The sequence below is a fragment of the Arthrobacter sp. AG1021 genome, from assembly GCF_003633665.1.
In the GTDB taxonomy this organism is placed as follows: domain Bacteria; phylum Actinomycetota; class Actinomycetes; order Actinomycetales; family Micrococcaceae; genus Glutamicibacter; species Glutamicibacter soli.
In genome coordinates this window covers 144,533-167,441 of record NZ_RBLB01000011.1, presented here as the reverse complement: position 1 = coordinate 167,441, position 22,909 = coordinate 144,533, and the positions used below count along the sequence as shown (strand labels likewise).

Genomic DNA, 22,909 nt, shown 5'->3' with positions numbered 1-22,909 from the left:
TTAGGCCACCTTCGCGACATCTGACTTGCGGATGTTCTGCGCAGTGGCAACTGCTCCGAAGATCTCATTCACGGCAGCGAGAACGGCGTCCCAAATGAGGCCACCAGCGTCAGCGAGATCCTCGCCGAGGTACTGAAACGCCCGAAATGGGTTGGCCTGGATACGTGCAGTGCGGATCTCCTGCTTGACCTGGTGGAGCGTCTGGCGCAGGTTCTTCTCGTACAGGGCTGTCATGCGCGGCTGCCTGGTCTGCCGGCAGTGCTCTGCGCGCTTGGCCAGGTCGATTGCTCTAGCGATGCTCGGGCTGCTCATGATCGGCTTTCCTTTCGTTGTCGATGGAGGTTCGTAGGAATCTGGCGAGGATGTAGGCGGTGATCGGAGACTGGAAGACGAGCAAGCCGATGCCCAGCACCAGCCAAGACCAGGCGCTCATTGCCCGGCCTCCGGCGAGTGCTTGCCAGCGATGCTGATTTTGGTGCTGGGGGTCAGTGCGTATTCGCCGGTACTGGTCGTGATCTTGACGGCCTTGAACTCCATGGGAATCAGGTGGCCGTTGTCCTCTTCGACCTCGACCTGCATCGTTCCGTGCGAGACGCTTTCCAGCGTTCCGAAGGTTCCGATGGTGCGTCCGAGGTCGGTGCCGTTGAGGCGGCGGGCTTCGATCATGACGCTCATGCTGAGACCAGGTATCCGTGGAAGGCTTCGTGGTCGTCGCAGACGTCGGCGGCTGGGTACAGGCGCGAGCGTTCCCAGACGTTGCCGTTTTCGTCGAGGTTGCCCCAGGCCCACCAGTGGTTCTCGTGGAAGGTGAATTCCACGAGGTCATCGGCGTCAGCCAGAGCCTCGATGGTCTGCCCGGTCATGTACTCCACGTGCTGGCGGATCGCTTCGTCGGCGCTGTGCGCGTCGGTGGTGCCGGTGACCAGCCATAGGTCGCCGTCTTCGCCCAGTTCCTGGACGGTGATGTTCTCAGCCATGATTAGCCTCTCCTTCTCGTCGGGATGATGATGTGCTGCAGGACCAGGTCGGGACGGTGCCCGAACCACTGCTCCGTTTCGCCAAGGTCGAGGTTCGTAACCTCGACCATCGGCATGCCCAGTGGGATGCCCTTGGCGTCGGAGATCGAGCGGAGCGATGCGATCAGGGCGGCGTTGTCTTCGGCGACGTGCTTCGTCGCGTGCTGGATGCCCTTCTGGGAGAGCAGCTTCTTCGTGCGGGCGCAGTCACCGCAGTCGTCCTTGGTGTAGACGGTGATCTGCAGGCTCAACGGCGCCACCCCCGGTGCGGCCGGTCGAAATCGTCGAAGTCACGATTGATGCGGTGGAACTGCCGCAGCACGAACACGAAAATAGTGACCACCAGGGCGAGCACTACGGCGGCGAAGACGCAGTACAGCACGATGATGATCGGGCCGTACTGCTCAATGAGCCCGGCCATGCGACCCAGCAGCTCTTCAACAGTCATTAGCTTGCCTTCTTCCTGTAGATGGGTTCGCCTGCGGATAGGCGTGCGATTGCGGCGTCCCAGAGGCGGCCAGCACCGCGGTGCGTGAGTCTGACCGAGAACACGACACGTTCTTTGTGCCCGGATCCGATGATGGATTCCTTGACCTTGACCCAGTCGGCCTTGACGGCCTGGGCGGTGGCCTGGTTACGGCGGACGGTCTCCCCGCGGATGATGATGTGCAGTTCGCCGGCAAGATCGAACACGTCCTGGTGCAGAACTTTCGCCGACGGGGCGTTGGACTGCGCCCACACCTGCAGGTGGTTCGCGAGGTCGCTGATTGTCTGCAGTCCTTCGGCCTGCCGGTACATGTCGATCTGGGCAACCTTCGGGCGGGCGGCTTCCAGCTCCTGCGCCTGGTCTGCCACGACGGACTGCAGCTCACCTACGATTTCCAGAGCCCGCTCCTCCAAGCTCTTCGGTTTGACCGCGTACATGCCCGTGCGCCGAATCTCTGGAAGCACCTCACGAGTCATCCACTGCTTGAACGTCTTGGCACCTTCCACTTGCGACCCCAGCACGGCCAAATACAGTCCTGGTTCGGAAATGATCGTCATGTCCTGCGCTCCGGAGGGGGTACTCACTGGGTGAGTATCCTTGTCCTCGTCATCGAGGCGGCGGGTCATGTTGTGCGCGTCGCGGTAGCCCAGAATCCTGGCCACGTCGGAGGCGACGAACCACGGGTCTCCGTCGAGCAGTAGCGTGCGGACTGAATAGCCTTCGAACATATACTTCTGGATGTCGTTCACGATTTCCTCCAATACAACGTTTTTAGTTTGTTTTTTATGAAACAAGGTTTTGTGGACTACTTGCCGGGATTCGGCAATCGGACCGGCATGACTAGCTGCTCCAGCACTATCTGGTCGAGAGGCTCCAGCCCGCTGGTGATCCGGACAGGCTGGGCCATCGAAGCGAACGAGAGACGTACCTTGTCGCCAGGCAGCGCTCTGAGCGCCTCCTGATAGAAGTACGGGTTGAACGCGGTTCGCACCTCGGCTTCGCCCTCCGCCGGGATCAGCGGAGACTTCGCCGGGTTCTCTTCCCAAGTGGTGCTGATTCGAAGCGCCGTGCGGTCCTCGGTGCTGGTCAGCTCGAACGGCTGGTTCCGCTCGGTGGTCGCCCCGATGACCCGGGAAGCTCGTTTCATGGCCGCGGCCGAAAACACCATGTGCGAGGAGTAGTCCTTGGCAAACAGCTTGCGTAGCTCTGGGTACTCACCGTTGACGGTCAGTGCGTTGACCGCGAAGTCCTTCCCGGAGAAGTGCACCGTTTCGAACTTGCTGCATCCAACCGACCCCATCAAGAGCAGCTGCATGTCCCCCGGCTTGTCCATGAGCACCCGGATCCGCTTCCACTCGGACAGCTTGATCAGGAAGCTCCCCTCGAAAGCGACAGGCGAAGGAATCCAGGCCCGCGCCAGCCGGTACCGGTCGGTGGCGTACGCGGTGATGCGGTCCGCAGAGAACACCACGTTGATGGCGGTCAGGACCGGCAAGGTGTCATCCTTGCTCGCCGTGTGAGCTACCGAGTCGAGCAGGTCGCGGAATGCCTGCACATCGACCACAGCCCCAGCGATTTGCTCCTGACCCAGCGCGTTCTTCCAGTCGGCGATAGTGCCGAACTCCTCCGCCTGGGACGCGCTGGCGAGCGACGAGGGCACCGTGATTTCGAACCCATCCGCTTCCAGCGTCAGCAGGCTGATCGAGGCCTTGGCCTTCCACTCCCACTTGAGCGTGACGTCCAGATCCTTGGCCGCGCCGCGTACCAGCTCGGTCAGGGTGTTCATGACATAGTTCCCTGCGATAAGCCGTTCGTGCACCGTCTCGCCCGTTGCCTCGCCGCGGGTGATGCGCAGGCTGGTCTGGTAATCGAACGTGGTGGCTTCCAGCCAGCCGGACTCCTGGAAGCGCAGTGCCGTCAGGTTAAGGAACGGCGCCGGCATACGCCCGACGATGCGGATCTTCTTCAGCATGGCCAGCAGCTCACGGGCAGGGACGGTCACGGCGACGTTGCCGGCGTCTGCGCCGGCGGTTCTTCTGAAGATTGCTTCTAGTGCTTCTGGTGCGGTAATCATGCTGCTTTCGCCTTCCGTCTTCTCTCGTTCGCCTCGGCTCGCTGCTTGAGTCGCTGCCGGGTCCTGCGTTCTTCTTCGGACAGCCCGCCGAAGGTGCCGTACTGCCGGCTACTCGATGCATCCAAGGAGTGCGCGTAGCATTCGGCCAGCACCGGACAGGTGGCGCAGATCCGCTTACCCTCCCTGGCCGCCTCCGGAGCGGCGCTACTCGGATAGAACGGGTCGCCGTTCTTCCGGAAGTCGCCCTTGTCTGCCATTCCTGCGCATGCGGCCCGATCCATCCATGCCAGTGGATCGTTGGACTTCGTCGGGGCTACGGCCGTCAGGCTGGCCAGCCCGGTCGCTACCATTCCGGCGCCCACCTTCGGTGCGGTTCGCCCAGCTCGCCGGTGCGGTGAAACTCGGTGATGTCACGGAAGTGCTCCGTTGCCCGCTGCGCCCACCAGAACACCTCAGATCGGGAACCCGTGGACTTGGTGACCCCACGAGCATTGACGCGTGCTGGCCGGCCCGGCGCTACCCAGACCTTCGCGACGTAGACCATTTCCCCGGGCTTCACGCCAGGCACAGCGCGAACGGTGGTGCGCGGGTAGCTGAGCACGTGCTTGAGCGCTGGCAGGATCTGCTCATGCCCGCGGTCCAGATCCACGACGCGTTGCTTTGGCGCGGTTCCAGCCGTCGAAGGGTGCTGGGCCTGCGAGCGGATCCGGCGAGGATCGACTGCTTTCACCGTTTGCTTGCCCAGTTCGTCGGAAACCTGAACCCATGGCATTAGGCCACCTCGATTCCGTCAATGGCCGGCGCGCACTCCGCGCAGATCCCGGTCCAGTGCTTGTCGGAGACGACTTCCTGATTGCAGTTCCTGCAGGTCGCCGTGTTCAGATGCACGTCGTTGAACGCGTTCTCGCGGGTCTGCAACGCGATCCGGATCATTTGCGCTTCATCCTCGGACGGCAGGTATCCGGCGAAGTCGATCAGCTGCTGGTACCAGCGCGAGAGCGGCGCCCACCGCGCTTCCTTCTCCCACGAATCGCGCATGTACCAGTTCGTCTTACCCAGGTTCCGGTCTGTAATGGCCACCGGCACGTAAGCCAGGAGCAGCGAAAGCTGCTGCAGGGACAAGCCCAGCGCGGCCTTGCGTGCCTCGGCCTCCCATCTCTTCCGGGCTTCCTCCACCTCTGGAGCTCGGCTTGTCTGCTCATCGTCGAGTTCCGGGAAAGGGAGGCCCACTGCCTCGCCAATGGCTTGGCGCTTGAACGTCTCATAGTCGCCGCGGGCTTCCTCGAAGATCATGGAGACCAGCAGGCCGCGGGCGTTGCGGTCCTCAATGCCCTTGCGATCGCGGATCTTGTCGATCACGAACTTGTGGCGGGCGCGCTGCGCGATCGGCAAAACGCCATCCAAGCGGCGGATGTTCTCCCTGCGGGCTTTCTCCTCCGGCGAGGCCTTCGCCTTGGCCGCGGCCTTGGACTTCTCCCACCAGTCCACGGAATCCGGGGTGCTCACGTCGAACTGGTGCCCGGCCGCCACATGGTCGGCGACGTCCAGGACTTGCTCGGTCTTGGCCCACTTGCCGCTGTAGCGGTTCTGCGAATCAATTTCGACGGCGCCCTGCGCGGTCAGCTCGGCACGGAGCGTGTCTCGGCGGGCGTTCTGCTTCTTCTGCTCGATCAGCCGATTCACGTCCATCTGGTCCTTCTTCCATTGGGAAGCCTCCAGATCGTCAACAATGCCGTCGAAAATGCTGGTATCGCCAGTCTCATCCTCGACGTCGAGGACCGCGGCGGCGCTGAGCAGGTCGATGGTGCCCCGGGCATGGATCTGCGCGACCCTCGGGTTATCGGCCAGGCGAGCGCGCGGCTTCACCTCTGCCTTGGGGATGTTGAAGTTCTTCGAGATCCACGCCTCGGACTTCCCCTCGGTCAGCATGCCCTGCAGCGACTTGGACTGGCCCATGCTGTCGAGCGGCAGGTGGTTGTTGCCGGTAGACAGCGCCTCCGTGTACAGCTCCAGCGCGGCGTTCTCCGGAGTCGGGACGATCTCGCACTTGAGCTCGGTCAGGCCGGCGCGCAGCGCGGCGGCATGGCGGCGGTGTCCACCCTGGATCATGTAGTCTCCGTCGAGCTCCGGATGCGGGTACACGCTGATCGCGTCGAACTGGCCAATGGTTTTCAGCTCATGCGCCAGGCCGTCGATGTCGCCCATGTCCTGGCGCGGGTTTTTCGGGTCCGGGTGGATGGCCGAGACCGGCAGCATCCTGAGTTCACCTGGTTTTTGAGACACGAAATCCTCCATAAGGTGTGTCGAGAGAAAGAAAAAAGAGAGTGTGTGATGCCAGCGGTCAGCTGGCCCGGTTAGCTGCGAGTTCGGCGGAGAACCAGTCCCCCAAGGACATGATCACTAGAGCGCCAGCCACCATGATGGCCAGCAAGCTCACACCGGTCTGTTGCGATGCGGTGAGAACCGAGATCGCAAGGGTCGCGAAGATGACCGGCATCCAGACCAGCCACAGACGCCGCGCGGCGCGGGCGAGAATCGTTCCGGCGCTCATCAGCGTCCACCCCCAAATAGGGACGCTGCCGGCACCGGCTCCGGAATGGTCACGGCCGTGAAGTAAGCGAGGTCCACGCCATTGACGTTCAGTAAGCCGCGGCCTGCCTCGCCCTTGTCGCGCAGGTCGTTCTTGTCCGCGATCAAGGTCTGCGACGGGTATACCTGGCGCATCACCTTGAGCACCGCTTCCGCGGCGACCTTCGGGCGTTCCGACTTCGGGTATTCCTGCCACTCGACGTCGATCACCGCCGACGGAGTCAGCTTCTTCATCGGGTACACGCTGACTCTGCCCTTCACCTTGCTCATGCTGCGGCCGTCTCGCGGCCGCCAAGGGCGGCGACCCGCGCCAGATGATCGGCGTAGACCTTGGCGGCTTCGCGCAGGCACTGCGTCCGGGTTGGGCGCAGACCTTCCTGCGCGGGTTTGGTGTCATTCGATAGAATCGTCATTGGAAGTCTCCCTACGTACCGTTTGTATTGATTTCCTGGCCCTCAGCAGCTGCTACTGCTGGGGGCTTTTTTATTGGCGAGGATGAACCTCGCCTAGCTAATGGCTTGCTCATGCAGCACTCAGAGCTCCGGCTGCAGACTGCCGCTTGGAGCCTGCCGCGTTTGTCACTCGGTGTATGCGCGTTGATTCCTTGCGCAGGAACAATTCCTCCACATCACGGTCTAGGCGTCGGGCTATTTCCTTTGCCAAGTCCTCGGAGCAGGCAGTCATGGCGCCAGTCTCCAACGCCGAGATAGTTGCCTGGGTGCAGGTGCAGAGCAACGCCAGGTCTCGTTGCGAAAAGCCGGCGCGCTGTCGAGCGCGGCGGATCATCTCGCGATCCTTTGGTTCCATATACACCTCTCGGTTGTATCGAGCTTTTGGTCGTCGCAAGTACATTCTGCCTCCTAATTTTTTTGAGTACAAGTGAAGCTTGCCGCAAATGTCATTCACTTGTCAAGCGGTATTGGCAAAACTCCTACTGATGCCTAGTAATCTGATGTAGTCACTTGTATTCGAAATACATTGACCCGCTGGTATCAGTGAAACAAGAGCATGGAGGATTGTCGGCATGGACAACGAACAGCCAAGCCTGCGCGATATCGCACAGCGAGCATCCGACCGATTCGGTGGAGCTCGCGGTCGATCCCTGGATCGGGAAGCGAAGCGACTTGGCCTAACGCTGTCCTACACGACCGTGGACAAGATCCTGGCCGGCAAGTACACATCGCGCCCAACGAAGGCGACCCTGGAAGCACTGTCTCAGATGGCACAGGTTCCACTTTCGACCGTGTATGAAGCGGCCAACATGACCATGCCGATGCGCCCGTTAGCCGAACAATTGCCACCCGAAGTTGACACCCTGAAGGCCGACCAGCGTCGAATCGTTATCGATCTTGCCCGCCAGTTCGTGAAGCAGAACAAACACGAGCAGGAGCTGCGCAAGCAGCTGGAAGAGGCAACCCATGCACACACTGAAGATTCACCCACGCCGAAGCGTCCGACACTCCGAGCCGTGGCGCCCGCGAGTGACTCTGGCACTGGACAGAAGACGGGACTCACCGAAGCAGAGGACAAAGTAACCCCACCCCCCATCGAGCAGCTCGCTGCGCACTTCCCGTTCGAAACCGAGCACGAGAAGTTCGAGCGCCTACACGGCGAGCGCGGTGAGGAGAATCAGGATTCGGGGTCTGATTTTTAGGTTCCTGGTTTAGTCGGGTTCGTTTTTCATATTTGGTAGTTGTCGGGCTCTACCCATATATTCGAACGTATGTTCGATGTTTTGGGCAAGTTGAGCACGCTTGTCACCGCCGCGGTTGAGTTCACTCGCCCGCACCCTTCCGTACCCGCAGCCACTGACGGGCGGAGGATTTGGATAGATCCCAAGTTGAAACGCGCTGAGCTGCGGTGCGCGTTGGCCCATGAGGCAATGCACATCAAGCACGGCCACACCTCATGCCAGGGGCCAGCGAAAGAGCGGCAGATCCGCTTGGAGGTCGCCCAGTTCTTGATCCCTTTTGAGGACCTGCAGCGCGTGGCAGGCTGGGCGCGCTGCCCCGAAGACATGGCGGAAGAACTGGACGTGCTTACGGAGGTCGTGATCGATCGCCTGCAGACGCTTGATGGCGATCAGATCCAGCAACTATGGCCGGCTAACGAACATAGCGCTTAGCGCTTATCCACACACCGTATTTTCTTGTTCTCCGCGTTCCTACGTGCTTAGAGACTAGAAAATATCACCGATATACACAGGAGAAACCACAGTGACTACGAATGAACTTCCTACCCATGAAGAGTCTTTCGAGCTGCCTGCCACCGCTTTCGGGTGCGCGCCAAGAGAAGTGACCGCCGAGGACGACAATCTCCTGAAGCTCCTCATCGGCCGCCTGGATGAGCTGACCCGCCCAGACCGGCCAGGGAGGTTGAAGTGACCAGCACGGCACGCCCTCGGGCAATCCTCTACCTGCGTCAGTCCATCTCACGCGAAGACTCCATCAGCTTGGAACTGCAGGAGGAAGCTGGCCGACAATACTGCGCACAGCGCGACTACCAGGTCGTCAGCGTAGAAGCGGACCCAGGCATCAGCGGCCGCACCTGGAACCGGCCCGCCGTGCAGCGCACCATGGCCAGCATCGAGAACGGTGAGGCGGACGTCATTGTCCTCTGGAAATGGTCACGGCTCTCCCGTGCACGCAAAGACTGGGCCCTGGCCATCGACAAAGTCGAATCCGCTGGCGGCCGCATCGAATCCGCTACCGAACAAGTGGACGTCACCACCTCCACCGGACGCTTCGCCCGCGGCATGCTCGCCGAATTCGCCGCATTCGAATCCGAACGCATCGGCGACACCTGGAAGGAAGCACAGCACCGCCGCATCGCCCAAGGAAAGCCCGCCAACGGCCGCAAACGCTTCGGATACACATACACCCGCGAAACCGGCTTCACGCCCCACCCAGACGAAGCGCCGGCCCTACGAGAGCTATACAGGATGTACCTCGTCGGGCACACCACGCGCGAGCTCGTCGAATACCTGAACAGCACCGGCATCAAACCAACCCACAAGTACAGCAGCGTCGTCGCGGAAACCTGGTCAGGCGACACCATCATGCGCATCCTGGACAACCCTTTCGCCACCGGACGCTTCCGGCACGGCGGCCAAACACACCAGGGAATCCACGAACCAATCATCAGCGAAGAAACCTGGGACGAATACCAGGCCCGGCGCCGGGACCGGGTGAAACGCTCACGCGCCGAAAGCTCGCAATACCTGCTCACCGGCATGCTCTACTGCGCGATCTGCGGCAGCAAAGCCTACGGCGGCCGACACGTCCCCACCGGACGCGTCGCCTACTCCTGCAAACAAGCCAGCTACTACAAGCTCCACCGCGGCGGCTACGTCAACGAAGACAAGATCCTGGAGCACCTGCTCCCCTGGCTGGAAAAACTCGCCGACGAAATCAACGCACTGGCCGACGCCGAACCAGCACACGTCCAGGTCGCCGACCCCGCGCCGGCTATTCGGCGAGCAATCATCAAACTGGACAGCCGTCGTGATGTGTTGACGGACAAGATGCTGGATGGGCTAGTTCCGGATGATGTGTACCGTCGTAAGCTGGCAGAGCTGGATCAGGAGAAAACGCAACAGCAGCAGCGGCTGCAGGACATCGAGGCAGCGCAGAAAGTCGGAGAGCTTCACCTGACTGCGGACCTCATCCGAGACTGGCCCAGCATGCAACTCAGCGCACGTCGAGAGCTGTTATCGAGGCTGGTGAGTCGGATCGAGTACACCGCCCAGCGGCCGAACCTCGATGTAGAGGTCATTGCGAAGTGGTCTTAGAATCTTGTTTTTCCATTGGGGCAGGGAAGAGGTACTTGGCGATGATGTGCATTATCGCGATAACTTCTGCCACAACCGACACCAGCCAAGCGGATAGCACCAGATGATGCGCAGCCCCATTGGTTTGGGCGATGTACACCAGAACCCCCATATTGCTGCAAACCAGAACGAAGAATGCCATAGCTACAGCAACACTAAAGAAGCTAGAACGCAGCTCGTTCTCCTGCTTGGCTTTCTCCTGAACATGCTTTCGCATCTCATCGCGGTGTTGCGCATTGTTCAAGAAACTTTGCCGTTGGCGCTTCTTGTAGTCTTCTTCTCCCGAGTCGTTCTCAGGGGCTAAGCCCGGCTTGCCGCTTTGGTCTCCTGCCGGAGGCCCGCCAACCGATTGATCCATCCCGGGGAGCTGATCTTGAGATATTAGAGCCTCCGCGGACTGAGTGCGAAGAACATCGACATTCTTCAGATCAGCCATGCTGGCAGAGAAGGGAACCTTCTTACTGCCAGCATTCGGCTTCTCCGGGTTAGATGAGCCCAAGCTTGTTGATCCTCATTTGAGCAGCCGATTTCGAAACAGCAAAGTACTCCGCAACCTGCGATACGTCTGAAGTCATTTCGTACACGGTACGAAACTCGAATTCCGGCATCAGTAAGTTCGCTGCGTAGGTGTCTGCATAGAGCTCATGGAGGGAGTACCCGTTGCCACCGCGGCGCTCAACGAAAGAATACTCCGCGTCCCCAGCGATAACGCGTTCAAAGTAGTGACCCAGTTCGTGAGCAATAGTGAATCTCTGTCGCGTAAAGTCTTGGGTCTCTTCCACCAAGATGGTTACGTCGCCAGGGCGAGCCACGATCGCACCGGAAATATCTTCAAGCAAGCGGGCAAATTCAACCTTGATACCCTGCGCTTTTGCAAGCTTGCGGGGATCAATTGGGAATTCGCCATCCCATAGTTCACGGAGAGTTTGCTCAGCAGCTTCTGCTGCGGCATCCTTGACAAGCATCAATTCCCCCTATGGTCGCAATCTTGTTATCCACAGATTCTGTGGATAACAATGTTGACAGTTACATAGTATCTATGTATCTATCCGAACAATAGACACTACAGAAAAATTGCACCTGTTGCGAATTGTTATAAATGCTCCGTAACGAGAATCGCATCGTTGCAATGTGATTAAACGTGTGCATGCTTTATCGGTTCATGATTGCAAGATTGCGAACCACACATAACGCGCAGTAACAGTGGTCACCGCCATGGCCTCGAACGCGACCAGGAACACCAGGGTGAACATGCCCAGGGTCGTGGACAGGTACTGCGGCGCGTAGATGGTCTCGACGCCGGGCGCACCGGTGCGAGAGCTGTTGTTCAGGGGCATGGAATCATTCTCGCAGAACCGCGGCGGCTTCAGTCCACCCGTGGGATCGGCGGCTATCCGCCCAGTGCGTGCAGCGAAAAGGCGCTGAGGAATCCGGCGGTGACCAGCAGTCCGGTGTAGTCGTGGTCCACCGCGTAGGCCTCGGGAATCATGGTGTCGGCGATCATCGTGAGGATGCCTCCCGCGGCCACGGCGGTGGTGAAGGCCAGGACCTCGGCAGGCATGCCCTCCAAGGCAATCGCCCCGATGAAGGCGGCCAGGCCGCTGGCCAGCACGATCGAGCCCCACAGGGCGAAGATCGACCGGCCACTGCGCCCGGAGGCCTTCATGCCCGCCGAACTAGCCAGCCCCTCGGGAATGTTGGAGACGAAAATGGCGATCAGCATGGTCGGATTCACGCTGGCTCCCGCGACAAGCCCCAGGCCCAGCGCCACGGATTCCGGGATGCCGTCGATCAGCGCGCCGACGGCGATGGCTGATCCGGAGGAGGATCCGGAGCTGCCTGCCTGGGTGCGGTTTCTCTTGCGGCTGCGCCTGGCCAGCAGCGCGTTGGCGCCGAAGTAGAGCAGGGCGCCGGCAGCGACCCCGGCAGCCGTGGCCGCCAGCCCGCCCATGGTGAAGGCCTCCAGCACCAACTCGAAGCTCAGCGCGCTGACCAGCACGCCGGCGCCGAACGCCATGACGGCGCAGACCCAGACCCGGGGAATTCGCAGCCACCAGGCCGCTACGGCCCCGATCAGCAGCGCTGATCCGGCCACGGTTCCCCAGAGCAACGCGTGGAGGGAGACGAACATGACACCCACTATAGTTGGCGGTCAGCCAACCCAGTAGGTGCCCTGGAAATGCCGGCCGGGGCTACCCTTCCGAGGACATGTTGCTGAAGCGCGAGTAATGTCCCTGGAATGCCACGGTGATGGTCTTGGTGGGACCTGCACGGTGCTTCGCGATGATCACGTCGGCTTCGCCCGGACGGTTCTCCTTGTCGTACACATCGTCGCGGTGCAGCAGGATGACCATGTCGGCGTCCTGCTCGATCGAGCCCGATTCGCGAAGGTCCGAGACCATGGGCCGCTTATCGGTACGCTGCTCGGAACCACGGTTCAGCTGCGACAGCGCAATCAGCGGCACGTCGAGCTCCTTGGCCAGCAGCTTGAGGTTACGCGAGAACTCGGAGACTTCCTGCTGGCGCGATTCCACACGCTTGCCCGAACTCATCAGCTGCAGGTAGTCGAGGATGATCATGCGCAACTCGTTGCGCTGCTTCAGGCGTCGGCACTTGGCGCGGATTTCCATCATGGACATGTTCGGCGAATCGTCGATGAACAGCGGGGCCTCGTTCAGCCGGCCCATGGTGGTCGCGATCTTGGTCCACTGCGCGTCCTCCACCGAGCCCTTGCGCAGGTCCTGCAGCTGGATGGATGCTTCCGCCGAGAGCAGGCGCATTGCGATCTCGTTGCGGCCCATTTCCAGGGAGAAGAACACGGTGGCCATGTTGTGCTTGATGGCCGCGGAACGGGCGAAGTCCAGCGCGAACGTCGACTTGCCCACGGCGGGACGGGCCGCGATGATGATCATCTGGCCGCCCTTCAGGCCCTGGGTCAGCTCGTCGAACTCGTAGAAGCCGGTGGGCACGCCGGTGATGCCGTCGCCGGCGTTGGCGGCGTTCTCGATCTCGTCGACGGTACCCTCGATGATTTCGGACAGCCGCACGTAGTCTTCGCTGCCGCGGTTCTCGGAAACCTTGTAGACCTCGGCCTGCGCCTCGTTGACGATGGCATCCACCTCGCCGTCGGGCGAGTAGCCCATCTGGACGATACGGGTTCCGGCGTCCACCAGGCGGCGCAGCACGGCGCGTTCGCGCACGATTTCCGCGTAGTAGCCGGCGTTCGCGGCGGTCGGCACCTGCTGGATCAGATTGTGCAGGTAGGCGGCTCCGCCGACGCGAGCGATCTCGTTGCGCTTGGTCAGCAGGTCGGCCACGGTCACGGCATCCGCGGGCTCACCGCGGCCGTACAGGTCAATGACCGCCTCGTAGATTGCTTCATGGGCGGGACGGTAGAAGTCGGTGCCGCGAAGGACTTCGACGACATCGGCAATCGCGTCCTTGGAGAGCATCATGCCGCCAAGAACCGACATCTCGGCTTCGATATCCTGCGGCGGCTTGCGCCCCGCATCCGATGCTCGCTCTTCGTAGATCGGCTCTGCACTCATTACAGACACTTCCATCCCCTATGTACCCGCCGGGAAACCACTTTTGCCATATCGGCAACTGTCCATCGTGTCAGCACCAACCGACAGCTGGGCCCGGAGGCCTTGTGGATAGTCTTTCCCAGTGCCAACACTAGGTGGGTTATTAACAGAGGTAAACCCTGATATCCACAGAATATGTGGATAACCCACCACCTCCTGTGGACTCCCCTGTTCACTACGTGGGGATAATCCTGTGGATTACCCCACTTAAATGGCAGATATTAACACTTGACTTGGGTTTTTACGTTTTCACAGCTGTGGATAGAGAATTAATTTTTTCCACTGCACACAAGCTCCGTAGACGTTATCAACAGCCTGATTCCCGGAATCAAGGCGTTTTTCACAAGTTATCAACCCCAATCAACAGGCTATCCACAAAGCTGTGGATAGTGCTGTGGATAGCGACCCCGTCATAATTGCGTGATGAGCTGCGGAAATCCACACGTCGGCGAGCCGCGGTCCACGGAAACCGGGCATCAGGGCCCGAAGCCGCGCGGTTTGGATTTAAAACCGCTGCGGCGCGAAGGATGACCCTTCGCGCCGCAGCGTCTGGTGATGTCAGTTAAACGAGTTCGGGCACTGGCAGTGAGTGAAATCGCGAATCGTGGAAGATCTGCGGGGAATGGTTGGAGAAGTCATGACCGTGGACCTCCAGGAAGATCACCCAATGGTCGCCGGCTTCCACTTCGTTGTAGATCGAGGTCTCCAGCCAGAGGGTGGATTCCTGGATGAACAGGGCGGCTTGCTCAGTCTCATGGGTATCTACGCCGGCAAAGCGGTCGCCGTGCTTTGAGGCGATCTGCCCGCAAATCCCGTCGTTGCGCTCGCTGAGCACCGAGACGCCGATACGCTCCGCGGCACGCAGCTTGGGCCAGGTGTTGGAGGTTTTCTGCACCGCGAACATGACCAGGGCTGGCTCCAGCGATACTCCGACGGTAAAGGACGACGCGACGAGGCCGGTTTTCTCCCCGTCAATGACGGCGCAGAGTGCGGCGACGCCTGATGGGTGCTGCGCGAAAACCTTGCGCAGGGTCAGCGGGTCAAGATCCTGATTCAAAGACATGGCTCGATTCCTTCGGGTCGTGCCCAACGAGCGGGAACGTCCGGCAACAGCCCGTGGAGTTCACTTCTGCGCGCTGCCAGATGTTTGCACACTCGATGTGCGGTACTTGTGCCACGCGTTCTTGCGTGGGACCGAATCCTCACCTGGAGCACCCCACTACCGTTGAGAGGGTTGCCGGCCAGCAAGCCAGGGCTTATAGCTGACGCTCTTGATTCTGGTTAAAACCATATTGCTCGTTACGCCGCACGGTCAAACATTTCACTTCTCAAATCGCAATATTCAAGAAATTGTTCGACTTCTTCGGTAATTTCCGTGTTTCGATCATCCTTTTATTCGGAAGTTTCAGTCATTTTGCACGCATCTCCAGCCAACTTGTGCGGTTTGATTTCAAAGAATGTAGCGGGCCAAGGCAATCAAGCCGCTGGCTTCGTACATCTGCCATGCCGAGGGCAAGCGTCGCCCAAGCCCCCACAGACTTGCAGAACCCGACTCCCCGGATACCCCCGGGCGGTCCACAGCGACGCTTCCGTCAGAAGTACCGCCGCGCTGGCGGCCAGCCCGCCCGTCACGAAATGACGTTTCGAACGAACTTCACCGGTTCCGCGCCGGCATTCACGTAGGAATAGGACTGCGAACTGGGGTAGGTTGCATGTTCCCCCGCGTTCAGGTCCAGGACCGTCGAGGCGAACTCAATGAGCAGCTTGCCGTGAACTACCAAGATCATTTCCGACCAGCCTTGGGGATCGGGCTGGGCGTCATATCGTTCGCCGGGCGCAAGCACCCACGTCCACAATTGCACCTCTTCGCTGGCGGGGGCCGACCCCAGCAGCATCGCCCGACTCTGCGGACTACTCCCCTTCCACGCCAGTTCATTGATTTCGGAACGGGCCGCAGTAGGCGCGGTCACCAGATCAACGAAGCGAATTCCCAGCGCTTCCGCCAATTGGTCGAGTCCCGCCAGGCTGATATTCGCCTCGCCGGCTTCGAGGTTGATGATCGTGCGTCGGCTGACCCCCGAGCGCTGCGCAAGAATTGCCTGGCTCAGTCCCGCGCGTTTTCGGAAGTCGCGGAGATTGGATCCAACGTTGCGGAGAACCGGAGAGTCACTGGAATCTTGCATGTGCACTATTCTGCACTATATGATGTGCAGAATGGTGCACATTTCTGCCATACGGGAAAATTTTTCACTCAGCAGGCAAGAAGCCGCCCTCCTTACCATCACGTCCGTCTGGGGCGGAACTTTCCTGCTGATTCACTTGGCCATGCGCCACAGCGGACCGATGTTCTTTGTCGGCGTCCGATTTGTCATCGCAGGCTTGGTCGCCGCGGCCATTTTCTCGAAGTCGCTCTGCAGGATCACCGGCAGGGAGTTATGGGCCGGAACGGCCATCGGCGTGATGATCTTCCTGGGTTATGGGCTGCAGACCCAAGGGCTTCAAACCATCAATAGCAGCACTTCGGCGTTCCTGACAGCGCTGTACGTGCCGATGGTTCCGCTGTTGCAATGGCTGGTCTTTCGCCAGCGCCCCCACACGATGGTTTTGCTCGGGGCGGGTCTCGCCTTTGTCGGACTACTGCTGCTGGCTGGACCGGGTGCCGTCAGTCTGGGCTTGGGCCCTGGAGAGATCGCAACCTTGGCGAGCACCCTGCCTATGGCCGCAGAAATCCTGTTGATTGGCTTCTACGCCGGCAAGGTCAACCTGGGCAGGGTCACCGTCATCCAGCTGCTTGTTGCCGGCGGCCTCGGATTCTCCGCCATGCCGGCAGCCGGTGAATCCGTCCCCGAGTTCTCCTGGCTCTGGGCCGCCCCTGCCATTGGCCTGGGAGCCGCAAGTTTCCTGATCCAGGCGACCATGAACTGGGCGCAGAAGTCCGTCTCCCCCGCCCGGGCCACCATTATCTATGCCGGGGAACCGGTCTGGGCCGGAATCTTCGGCCGCATGGCCGGTGACCGGATGCCTGCCTTGGCGTTGCTCGGCGCGGCGGTCATCGTGGCCGGGACGTTGCTCAGCGAGATCCGACCGAGACCGGAGGACACGACACGGGATCAGGCTCAGGCTCCGAATCAGGACGCCCTGACCGAATAAGCCCGCAGACCTTTGGCACGCAGCCCTCGGCCCGCCCGGTCGCACCATCGAACCGGGCGGGCCGAGGACCCTCCAAACGCATCCACGCGTCAGAGCCGGTGGAAGCTTTCGGCGAGCGCGTACACCGGAGTGTCCAACCCCTCGTAGCGTGCCTTGAGCTGCAGCCCCAGATACTTGGAGTAGTGCCGGGACTGGTGCAGGTTGCCGCCGTGGAACCACAGGTTCTTGACCCTGGTCGGCTTCCACATGTTGCGCAACTCCCCCTCCCACGGCCCGGGATCCTTGGTGGTGCCCGAGCCCAGGCCCCAGCATTTGCCCACTTCGTCGGCGACTTCCTGGGAGATCAGCTGCGCGGCCCAGCCGTTCATGGAGCCGTAGCCGGTCGCGTAGACCACCGCGTCGGCGGGCAGCTCGGTGCCGTCGGACAGCACCACTGAATGTTCGGTTAGGTGCGAGACCTCGCCCTTGGCCAGCGCGATGGACCCGTCGGCCACCAGCTCCGAGGCGCCGATGTTGATGTAGTAGCCTGAGCCGCGGCGCAGGTACTTCAGGAACAGCCCCGAGTCGTCGTCGCCGAAGTCCAGGTCGAACCCGGCGTCGGTCAGCGACTGGTAGAACTGCGCGTCGTCCTCCCTGATCTGAGCGAAGGCGGGTTTGTGGAATTCGGGCAGCACCTTGTACGGGATCGAGGCGAAGATCAGATCCGCGGTATCGGTATCGATCCCGTTGGCCAGCGCCTCCTCCGAGTACAGCGGCCCGAGCACGGTTTTCATCAGCGATTCGGAGCGCACGATGTGCGTGCTGGAACGCTGGACCATCACCGGCTTGGCGCCGTTGTGGACCAGGTCCGCGCAGATGTCGTGGGCGGAGTTGTTCGCGCCGATCACCACGACGTTCTTGCCGCGGTAGGACTCGCCGCCCGGGTGGGTCGAGGAGTGGTTCTGCTCCCCGGCGAAGATCTCCTGGCCCGGGTACTGCGGAAGGTTCGGGATGCCTGACATGCCGGTGGCCATGACCAGGTGCGTGGGGCGCAGGGTCAGCGGCTGACCGTCGCGGAGAACCTGAACTATCCAGCCTTCGGACTCGGGGTCCTTGCGCGCGCTGACGGCCTCGGTCAGGGACCAGTAGTCCAGTTCCATGAGCTTGGTATAGCACTCCAGCCAGTCCCCCATCTTGTCCTTCGGCGTGAACACCGGCCAGTGGTCGGGGAACTCGATGTACGGCATATGGTCGTACCAGACCGGGTCGTGCAGGGCCAGGGAGTGGTAGCGCGAACGCCACTGGTCGCCGGGCTTGGGATGCTTGTCGATGATCAGCGCGGGCACGCCCATGCGCTTGAGCCGTGCTCCCAGGCCGATGCCGCCTTGGCCGCCGCCGATGACCAGCACGTAGGGCTGCTCGGTGATGCCCAGGGACTGCTGCGCCTTCTTTCTCCGGTCAAGCCAGTTCTCCGAGACCATGGCCGCGCCGTGGTCCGCGCCCAGTGTGCGGCGCGGGCCGGAGGGTTCGGGGAAATCGCGCAGGCTCTGAGCGGTGGAAAGCATGGTCCAGCCCAGCGAGTCGCGCAGCCGGAACAGGCCCTTGCCCTGCATCGCGTTGTTCTCGAAGGTGTACCACGCCTCGATGATGCCGTCGGCTTCCGAAGCTCCGGCGACCTGCAGGTTGCGCGGCCAGGCGCCAGAGTCGATGCCCAGCAGCATGGATTGGATGCCGTCGCGCCCCTCGGCGGTGTGCAGGTTCCAGGTCAGCGCGGTCAGATCGCGCCAGTAGGACTCTTCGCCGAACAGCTGGGCCGCGGCGGTGGAATCGTCTGCTGCCAGCGCCTGCTGCAGCTGCGCCAACCATGCTTGAGCCTGGACTTCCGGGGAGTTCTCAGCCATCGTCATCACTTCATTTCTTTCTGAAACCGTTGGGATGGTGCGGCCGGGGCTGCGCCGCGTGGAATCCAGAATATGATGTAGGCCATAAAATAAAAGGGTTGCAAAAGGTTGCAACCGAGTTGAGGTGCTTCCATTTGTGGTGATCGGCATCCTCGACCATTGCGCCTCTTAAATGCCAAATTCATTCGGCCTTTTCAAGCGCGGAAAACCAGGCAGCCAATGTCAAAGCACTGTGGACACCTGAGGTGATCCACGACCTGACCCCAAAGCAGTTTGATGGCGCGCATGGAACGATGCACCCAGATCAGCTTTATGGCTCCTACGGCAACTACATCTTCGGGCAGATGACCGAAGCCCCGTATCAGGTCTTCGAATTCCACGAAGCCCAAGATCACTTGCTGCTGGTGAAAACCGGCGACGTTGTAAAGAAAGGCACCCCCCCAGGCAAGCCCGGGGCGACCGGTAATTCCAGTGGCATCCACGTGCATTTCCAGATCAACAACCCGAAAACCAGTGTGTTTGACCGGCCCGCGATCAACAACGGCAAAACCTATGACCCGATCCCGATCCTTCGACAGCAAAAGGTGAACATCCAATGAAACACCCCAAGATCCTCACCCTCACCTTGGCCGCAGGACTCGTCGCGGGAGTTGCCGGCTGCACACCGGCCAGCACCGAGACAGAACCCAGCAGCGCCCCGACCGTCGCCCCAACCATGACCAGCCCCACCACGTCAACCCCCAGCAGCAACACTGGGCAGTCGCCGGCGACCGAAGATCCGGCCAAGGTCGATCTGGCCAAGCAAGCGGCCACGATCATGACCACCTGGAACCCGACCAAGGATTTCAACCGCACCGCCGCCGAGCTGCGCGCCCGCCCGCTCATGACCCCCGAACGGGCCAAAGAAGTCATTGCCCCCGAACGGCCCGCGACCGGCGTTGAATGGCTGACCGCTGCCGAAAAGAACGCCACCAGCAAACCCACGGTGAAGCTGATGACCGAGCACCACGAGCAAAACACCATTGCCGTCACCGCCACGTGGCAATGGGTCAGCAAAGACGGGGAATCCTGGGCCGGGGAAGGCAAGCAAACGTTCTTCTTCACCTTCACCGACACCGAACCGTAAAAGATCCGCGACTATGTTTCCTCCGTCCGCTAACCAGCCCCACCGCCTGAGCCGCATCGCCTACAAAGCTATCCCAGTGTGAAGAAAGCGAGTACACCATGAGCACCACCGAAGACCTCATTGAAGCGACCGTCACCAAAGACGGCACCGCCACCGTGAGCATCCAAGGCATCACCCACGAGTTCACCGCAGCCAGCGAAGCTGCCGCCCGAGCACAAACCGTGGAACTGGTCAGCAAACACGCCACCGAACGCGGTACGTCTGTGCGCGCAGTGATGCACGATGGCCAAGGCTCCTGGCCGGTCAAAGTCCACCCCGATGGCACCGTGGAACCAGACACCACCACCCCACCGGCCAGTAGCGACAAGCCCGCTGCGCGCCGCCGCCGTGTCGTTAGTCCCGTCACGCACGTGGCCAACGCGGAAAGGGCCGTCATCAAAGAACCCGCAATGCGTGAAGAAGCCACCGCCGCAGCCCCCGAGCCGCCAGCCACCGCAGAAACTACATCCGAACCGGAGAAACCATCGAAGGAACCCGCCCAAGCTGCCGACGCGCGCCAGAGCGCCACCCCGGCCCCCACCGGCCCATCTAGTGCAACTGCCAAAGCCCCGCAGCCGAACCCGTTCGCCCAGAAATCCCAGTCCCACACCGTTCCCGGAACAGACGGGGCACAGGCAATCCGGCGCGAAGCCCGCCAAAGTTTCCTCACCCAGGAACAAGTTGAAGAACCCGCCACCCAAGGCTGGCGCGGTGCCATGACCCGCCTCGGCATCCGCATGGCACCCAGCGATGCCGAACGCGCCGAACACGCCGATGTGCAAGCAGTGAGCCAGCACTGGCCAGGGCCACGCACCATCGCCATCGTGAACGGCAAAGGCGGATCCGGGAAAACCCCCCACCACGGTGCTGCTCAGTGCGATCTTCGCCCGCTACGGCGGAGCCGGGGTACTGGCCTGGGATAACAACCAGACCCGAGGCACCCTGGGCTGGCGCACCGAACAAGGCCCGCACGAAGCGACCTTGTTAGAGCTGCTGCCCGAATCAGAAAAACTCTTAGGTACCGGGGCGCAATCGGCAGACCTCGCCCATTTCGTGCACCACCAGACCCGCGACCGGTTCGACGTGCTGCGCTCCAAGCCCATGGAGCTGGCCAGCGCCCAACGCGTAGACGCAGCCGACGTGGACGCGATCCACCGGGTGGCCTCGAAGTATTACCGGCTGGACTTCATTGACTCGGGCAATGACGAGTCAGATCCGATGTGGCGGCGCATGATCGAGAACACTGATCAGCTCGTCGTGGCCACCACCACTCGTGATGACCACGCCGAAGCCGGCGCGCTGCTGCTGGAAGCGCTCGCGCAGCAGAACGACAAGGCCCACGCCCTGGCACAGAACGCCGTGGCCGTGGTGACCCAGGCTGATTCCAAGGCGACCGCCGCCGACGTGAAGCGCGTCGCGGACGGCTACCAGACCTTAGCCCGCGATGAGGTAACGATCCCGTTTGATCCAGCGATGGTGGACGGAATCCTGCGCTACGACGCGCTACGCCCGAGTACGCAGCGCGCATGGCTGGCAGCGGGCGCCGCTATTGCAAGAGGTCTTTAGGACCACATATGTGTGTAGTTAGAGGTGTGGCGGATATCGTTTCTGACATTCCAAGGGATTTCACGGATCACAGCGTTCTCGTTCCACCCAGCCATGCGGAAAAGCCCAGTGGGCAGTTCTCGTACGTTCTGACAGAACTCACGGATCGTAATCCCTCGTGGTTGAGGTTGCACCGGTCGAACCTTCGAGAGGGGGCGAGAGACGCGCCAGAGAGTGAAGTTGTCGGTAGCTGCATCAAACACCGCCATAATGAGCGATGAATTGAGCTTCAGTGGCATTCCTAGAACACCCGTGAGTAGTTCATGCGGTGGTATAAAAATTTTGGGCTCATCGGCCAGTCCGCCATGGGCGGCAAGGTGGTTCCGAGTTGCTGGAATGTCAAAGAGCTGACGAAATTCTTGGGTAATCCAAGCAGGGGGCGGTATTTGGAACATGTGGGTCTCCGTTGTTTTCGGCTTCAAAGGCTACCTTTGATGACCGGCGGTCGATGACTTCCTACATGCCGTGTGCTAAACAGTGTGCAGAGCCCATCGATGGGCACACTCTGAGCATACGCCCGTTCGCTCGAGTTGCATACCTGCCGATTATGGGCGGGGAGAAGAAAAATCTTCGGATACCAGTCAGTCGGGGACTGCTAGTTAGGCTTCGCGAGCGGACTGAACTTCGATGATATTTCATATCCTGACAGTGTGTCAGGGGTGTATCTGCGCACAGATGGGATTTCATCTTTTGTACTCCGACATCCACCCTTCGCCGCAGTGCTGGCGTGTATTCACTCGTGATAGATGATGTCTTCGGCGAAGCACCAGATGCCGAAGATTTCACCGGTGTCATCCGTGGCCAGGACATAAACCAATCCTTGGGCCCGCTTAGTCGCTTTGGCTTCCAAACATACGTTGGCTCCCAATATAGGCAGAGTTGCTGAAACTTGCTTAAAAGGTGAGTAGTAGACCGTTTGAGCGTTCCTGTTTGGATTGAAGCGCAACACATCGTAGGTGGCTCCACGGTAGCTGAACTTACGCCCCGAGAGGTCTCCGGTAGGCGGTGGTTTCTTTGGTTCACTCACTTGTGGAACTCTAGACCTGAAAGTAGTTAATCGGCTGCACCGCGGAGGTAACGCACAGGTACATCTCGGAGAGGTACGAGGATTTGTAGTCTTCAATACCCTGCTAGGCTCAAGTAGCTGCTGACCTTACGCCGCAAGTACTGAAGAATCATCCGATTTCATCTTCACTGACAGGAATATCTCATGGGCAACAGCCCTGAAGCAGCATTAGGCATCGCCTTACTTACCTCCCTCGTTCGCCAAGACCGCGAAGCCTTCCTGATCATCGCCTCCCAGCTCGAAGGCGGTAACGCTCAAGCCGTCGCTATCCTTGCACGGCTCGGAGAAGCGATGGTCGGAATGATCGCTGAGCTGCTCCAAACCAGCGATGAGGAAGCCCTCACTCGCATAGCAGCATCCCTCGCACTCGACACTGAATAGAATCCGAAGAAACAGAAGATCGCCCATGGGCTGGCATGAGAAGAGAAGCAAGCGATAGCACCTTCTGTGGATGTGTAATC

General features: G+C 60.7%; 34 protein-coding genes and 1 riboswitch. Of the genes, 9 read left to right on the top strand and 25 right to left on the bottom strand.

The window, feature by feature from the left end:
* The 15 genes from DFO58_RS16090 to DFO58_RS18895 all read right to left on the bottom strand — a co-directional run bounded on the left by DFO58_RS16090 (position 1) and on the right by DFO58_RS18895 (position 6,952).
* Positions 1 to 312 (bottom strand): hypothetical protein, encoded by a 312-nt coding sequence (locus DFO58_RS16090; protein WP_120991664.1) that lies wholly within the window; start codon positions 310 to 312, stop codon positions 1 to 3.
* Positions 290 to 433 (bottom strand): hypothetical protein, encoded by a 144-nt coding sequence (locus tag DFO58_RS18620; RefSeq protein ID WP_183043231.1) that lies wholly within the window; start codon positions 431 to 433, stop codon positions 290 to 292. The genes DFO58_RS16090 and DFO58_RS18620 overlap by 23 nt, the downstream gene beginning before the upstream one ends.
* Complete coding sequence (locus DFO58_RS16085; RefSeq protein ID WP_120991663.1) at positions 430 to 675, bottom strand: hypothetical protein; 246 nt, start codon at positions 673 to 675, stop codon at positions 430 to 432. The genes DFO58_RS18620 and DFO58_RS16085 overlap by 4 nt, the downstream gene beginning before the upstream one ends.
* Positions 672 to 977: a hypothetical protein gene (locus DFO58_RS16080; RefSeq protein WP_120991662.1), complete on the bottom strand. Its 306-nt coding sequence runs from the start codon at positions 975 to 977 to the stop codon at positions 672 to 674. The genes DFO58_RS16085 and DFO58_RS16080 overlap by 4 nt, the downstream gene beginning before the upstream one ends.
* Positions 978 to 979: 2 nt before the next feature.
* On the bottom strand, positions 980 to 1,267 hold the full coding sequence (locus DFO58_RS16075) for a glutaredoxin family protein (protein ID WP_183043230.1): 288 nt from the start codon (positions 1,265 to 1,267) through the stop codon (positions 980 to 982).
* Positions 1,264 to 1,464: a hypothetical protein gene (locus tag DFO58_RS16070; protein WP_120991660.1), complete on the bottom strand. Its 201-nt coding sequence runs from the start codon at positions 1,462 to 1,464 to the stop codon at positions 1,264 to 1,266. Before DFO58_RS16070 ends, DFO58_RS16075 begins: the two co-directional genes overlap by 4 nt.
* Positions 1,464 to 2,252, bottom strand: a complete 789-nt coding sequence (locus DFO58_RS18615; protein ID WP_183043229.1) for a BRO family protein — start codon at positions 2,250 to 2,252, stop codon at positions 1,464 to 1,466. Before DFO58_RS18615 ends, DFO58_RS16070 begins: the two co-directional genes overlap by 1 nt.
* A 56-nt stretch (positions 2,253 to 2,308) precedes the next feature.
* On the bottom strand, positions 2,309 to 3,577 hold the full coding sequence (locus DFO58_RS16060; RefSeq protein ID WP_120991659.1) for a DNA polymerase III subunit beta: 1,269 nt from the start codon (positions 3,575 to 3,577) through the stop codon (positions 2,309 to 2,311).
* Complete coding sequence (locus DFO58_RS18900; protein ID WP_220668564.1) at positions 3,574 to 3,858, bottom strand: WhiB family transcriptional regulator; 285 nt, start codon at positions 3,856 to 3,858, stop codon at positions 3,574 to 3,576. The genes DFO58_RS16060 and DFO58_RS18900 overlap by 4 nt, the downstream gene beginning before the upstream one ends.
* Positions 3,859 to 3,920: 62 nt before the next feature.
* The gene (locus DFO58_RS16050) at positions 3,921 to 4,349 is read right to left on the bottom strand and encodes a hypothetical protein (protein WP_120991657.1); all 429 of its coding nucleotides are present in this window, start codon (positions 4,347 to 4,349) and stop codon (positions 3,921 to 3,923) included.
* Positions 4,349 to 5,860 (bottom strand): ParB/RepB/Spo0J family partition protein, encoded by a 1,512-nt coding sequence (locus DFO58_RS16045; protein ID WP_183043228.1) that lies wholly within the window; start codon positions 5,858 to 5,860, stop codon positions 4,349 to 4,351. The genes DFO58_RS16050 and DFO58_RS16045 overlap by 1 nt, the downstream gene beginning before the upstream one ends.
* A gap of 58 nt (positions 5,861 to 5,918) precedes the next feature.
* Positions 5,919 to 6,128, bottom strand: a complete 210-nt coding sequence (locus DFO58_RS16040) for a hypothetical protein (RefSeq protein WP_120991655.1) — start codon at positions 6,126 to 6,128, stop codon at positions 5,919 to 5,921.
* Entirely contained in the window at positions 6,128 to 6,436 is a 309-nt protein-coding gene (locus DFO58_RS16035) for a hypothetical protein (RefSeq protein ID WP_120991654.1), read from the bottom strand. The genes DFO58_RS16040 and DFO58_RS16035 overlap by 1 nt, the downstream gene beginning before the upstream one ends.
* Positions 6,433 to 6,579: a hypothetical protein gene (locus tag DFO58_RS18610; protein WP_183043227.1), complete on the bottom strand. Its 147-nt coding sequence runs from the start codon at positions 6,577 to 6,579 to the stop codon at positions 6,433 to 6,435. The genes DFO58_RS16035 and DFO58_RS18610 overlap by 4 nt, the downstream gene beginning before the upstream one ends.
* Before the next feature lie 109 nt (positions 6,580 to 6,688).
* Entirely contained in the window at positions 6,689 to 6,952 is a 264-nt protein-coding gene (locus tag DFO58_RS18895; protein WP_353616388.1) for a helix-turn-helix transcriptional regulator, read from the bottom strand.
* 238 nt (positions 6,953 to 7,190) lie between these two features.
* Here DFO58_RS18895 and DFO58_RS16025 point away from each other — a divergent pair, with 238 nt between their 5' ends.
* The 3 genes from DFO58_RS16025 to DFO58_RS16015 all read left to right on the top strand — a co-directional run bounded on the left by DFO58_RS16025 (position 7,191) and on the right by DFO58_RS16015 (position 9,956).
* Positions 7,191 to 7,820: a hypothetical protein gene (locus DFO58_RS16025; protein WP_120991652.1), complete on the top strand. Its 630-nt coding sequence runs from the start codon at positions 7,191 to 7,193 to the stop codon at positions 7,818 to 7,820.
* Between the two features lie 69 nt (positions 7,821 to 7,889).
* On the top strand, positions 7,890 to 8,291 hold the full coding sequence (locus DFO58_RS18890) for an ImmA/IrrE family metallo-endopeptidase (RefSeq protein ID WP_120991651.1): 402 nt from the start codon (positions 7,890 to 7,892) through the stop codon (positions 8,289 to 8,291).
* Positions 8,292 to 8,546: 255 nt separating this feature from the next.
* Entirely contained in the window at positions 8,547 to 9,956 is a 1,410-nt protein-coding gene (locus DFO58_RS16015; protein ID WP_120991650.1) for a recombinase family protein, read from the top strand.
* Here the strand turns inward: DFO58_RS16015 and DFO58_RS16010 are convergent.
* The 7 genes from DFO58_RS16010 to DFO58_RS15985 all read right to left on the bottom strand — a co-directional run bounded on the left by DFO58_RS16010 (position 9,937) and on the right by DFO58_RS15985 (position 15,765).
* Positions 9,937 to 10,431, bottom strand: a complete 495-nt coding sequence (locus tag DFO58_RS16010) for a hypothetical protein (RefSeq protein WP_120991649.1) — start codon at positions 10,429 to 10,431, stop codon at positions 9,937 to 9,939. The genes DFO58_RS16015 and DFO58_RS16010 overlap by 20 nt on opposite strands.
* Positions 10,432 to 10,480: 49 nt before the next feature.
* On the bottom strand, positions 10,481 to 10,960 hold the full coding sequence (locus tag DFO58_RS16005; RefSeq protein ID WP_120991648.1) for an ImmA/IrrE family metallo-endopeptidase: 480 nt from the start codon (positions 10,958 to 10,960) through the stop codon (positions 10,481 to 10,483).
* A 195-nt stretch (positions 10,961 to 11,155) separates the two neighbouring features.
* On the bottom strand, positions 11,156 to 11,332 hold the full coding sequence (locus DFO58_RS18600; RefSeq protein ID WP_183043225.1) for a hypothetical protein: 177 nt from the start codon (positions 11,330 to 11,332) through the stop codon (positions 11,156 to 11,158).
* A gap of 53 nt (positions 11,333 to 11,385) precedes the next feature.
* Positions 11,386 to 12,126, bottom strand: a complete 741-nt coding sequence (locus DFO58_RS16000; protein ID WP_120991647.1) for a ZIP family zinc transporter — start codon at positions 12,124 to 12,126, stop codon at positions 11,386 to 11,388.
* A gap of 61 nt (positions 12,127 to 12,187) precedes the next feature.
* Complete coding sequence (gene dnaB, locus DFO58_RS15995) at positions 12,188 to 13,543, bottom strand: replicative DNA helicase (protein WP_113607317.1); 1,356 nt, start codon at positions 13,541 to 13,543, stop codon at positions 12,188 to 12,190.
* Between the two features lie 601 nt (positions 13,544 to 14,144).
* Positions 14,145 to 14,645 (bottom strand): flavin reductase family protein, encoded by a 501-nt coding sequence (locus tag DFO58_RS15990; protein WP_047120525.1) that lies wholly within the window; start codon positions 14,643 to 14,645, stop codon positions 14,145 to 14,147.
* A 97-nt stretch (positions 14,646 to 14,742) separates the two neighbouring features.
* Positions 14,743 to 14,859, bottom strand: a riboswitch (SAM riboswitch).
* A gap of 351 nt (positions 14,860 to 15,210) precedes the next feature.
* Entirely contained in the window at positions 15,211 to 15,765 is a 555-nt protein-coding gene (locus tag DFO58_RS15985) for an XRE family transcriptional regulator (protein ID WP_047120526.1), read from the bottom strand.
* Between the two features lie 31 nt (positions 15,766 to 15,796).
* Here DFO58_RS15985 and DFO58_RS15980 point away from each other — a divergent pair, with 31 nt between their 5' ends.
* Positions 15,797 to 16,732 (top strand): DMT family transporter, encoded by a 936-nt coding sequence (locus DFO58_RS15980; protein WP_120991789.1) that lies wholly within the window; start codon positions 15,797 to 15,799, stop codon positions 16,730 to 16,732.
* Positions 16,733 to 16,821: 89 nt separating this feature from the next.
* Here the strand turns inward: DFO58_RS15980 and DFO58_RS15975 are convergent, their stop codons facing one another.
* Positions 16,822 to 18,612: an NAD(P)/FAD-dependent oxidoreductase gene (locus DFO58_RS15975; RefSeq protein WP_120991788.1), complete on the bottom strand. Its 1,791-nt coding sequence runs from the start codon at positions 18,610 to 18,612 to the stop codon at positions 16,822 to 16,824.
* 245 nt (positions 18,613 to 18,857) lie between these two features.
* Here DFO58_RS15975 and DFO58_RS15970 point away from each other — a divergent pair, with 245 nt between their 5' ends.
* The 4 genes from DFO58_RS15970 to DFO58_RS18825 all read left to right on the top strand — a co-directional run bounded on the left by DFO58_RS15970 (position 18,858) and on the right by DFO58_RS18825 (position 21,343).
* A complete protein-coding gene (locus DFO58_RS15970) occupies positions 18,858 to 19,211 on the top strand; it encodes a M23 family metallopeptidase (RefSeq protein WP_147407311.1) in 354 nt (117 codons plus the stop codon).
* Positions 19,208 to 19,738, top strand: coding sequence for a hypothetical protein (locus DFO58_RS15965; RefSeq protein WP_120991645.1), 531 nt, complete (start codon positions 19,208 to 19,210; stop codon positions 19,736 to 19,738). Before DFO58_RS15970 ends, DFO58_RS15965 begins: the two co-directional genes overlap by 4 nt.
* A 98-nt stretch (positions 19,739 to 19,836) precedes the next feature.
* A complete protein-coding gene (locus DFO58_RS18830) occupies positions 19,837 to 20,700 on the top strand; it encodes a hypothetical protein (protein ID WP_286163638.1) in 864 nt (287 codons plus the stop codon).
* Positions 20,642 to 21,343 (top strand): hypothetical protein, encoded by a 702-nt coding sequence (locus tag DFO58_RS18825; protein WP_286163637.1) that lies wholly within the window; start codon positions 20,642 to 20,644, stop codon positions 21,341 to 21,343. Before DFO58_RS18830 ends, DFO58_RS18825 begins: the two co-directional genes overlap by 59 nt.
* Here the strand turns inward: DFO58_RS18825 and DFO58_RS18325 are convergent.
* Both DFO58_RS18325 and DFO58_RS18320 read right to left on the bottom strand, forming a co-directional pair.
* The gene (locus DFO58_RS18325) at positions 21,340 to 21,777 is read right to left on the bottom strand and encodes a hypothetical protein (RefSeq protein ID WP_147407310.1); all 438 of its coding nucleotides are present in this window, start codon (positions 21,775 to 21,777) and stop codon (positions 21,340 to 21,342) included. The two genes, DFO58_RS18825 and DFO58_RS18325, sit on opposite strands and share 4 nt — an antisense overlap.
* A gap of 338 nt (positions 21,778 to 22,115) precedes the next feature.
* Positions 22,116 to 22,409, bottom strand: coding sequence for a hypothetical protein (locus DFO58_RS18320; protein WP_147407309.1), 294 nt, complete (start codon positions 22,407 to 22,409; stop codon positions 22,116 to 22,118).
* Between the two features lie 183 nt (positions 22,410 to 22,592).
* Here DFO58_RS18320 and DFO58_RS15955 point away from each other — a divergent pair, with 183 nt between their 5' ends.
* Entirely contained in the window at positions 22,593 to 22,829 is a 237-nt protein-coding gene (locus tag DFO58_RS15955) for a hypothetical protein (protein WP_120991644.1), read from the top strand.
* The last annotated feature ends 80 nt before the right edge of the window (positions 22,830 to 22,909 follow it).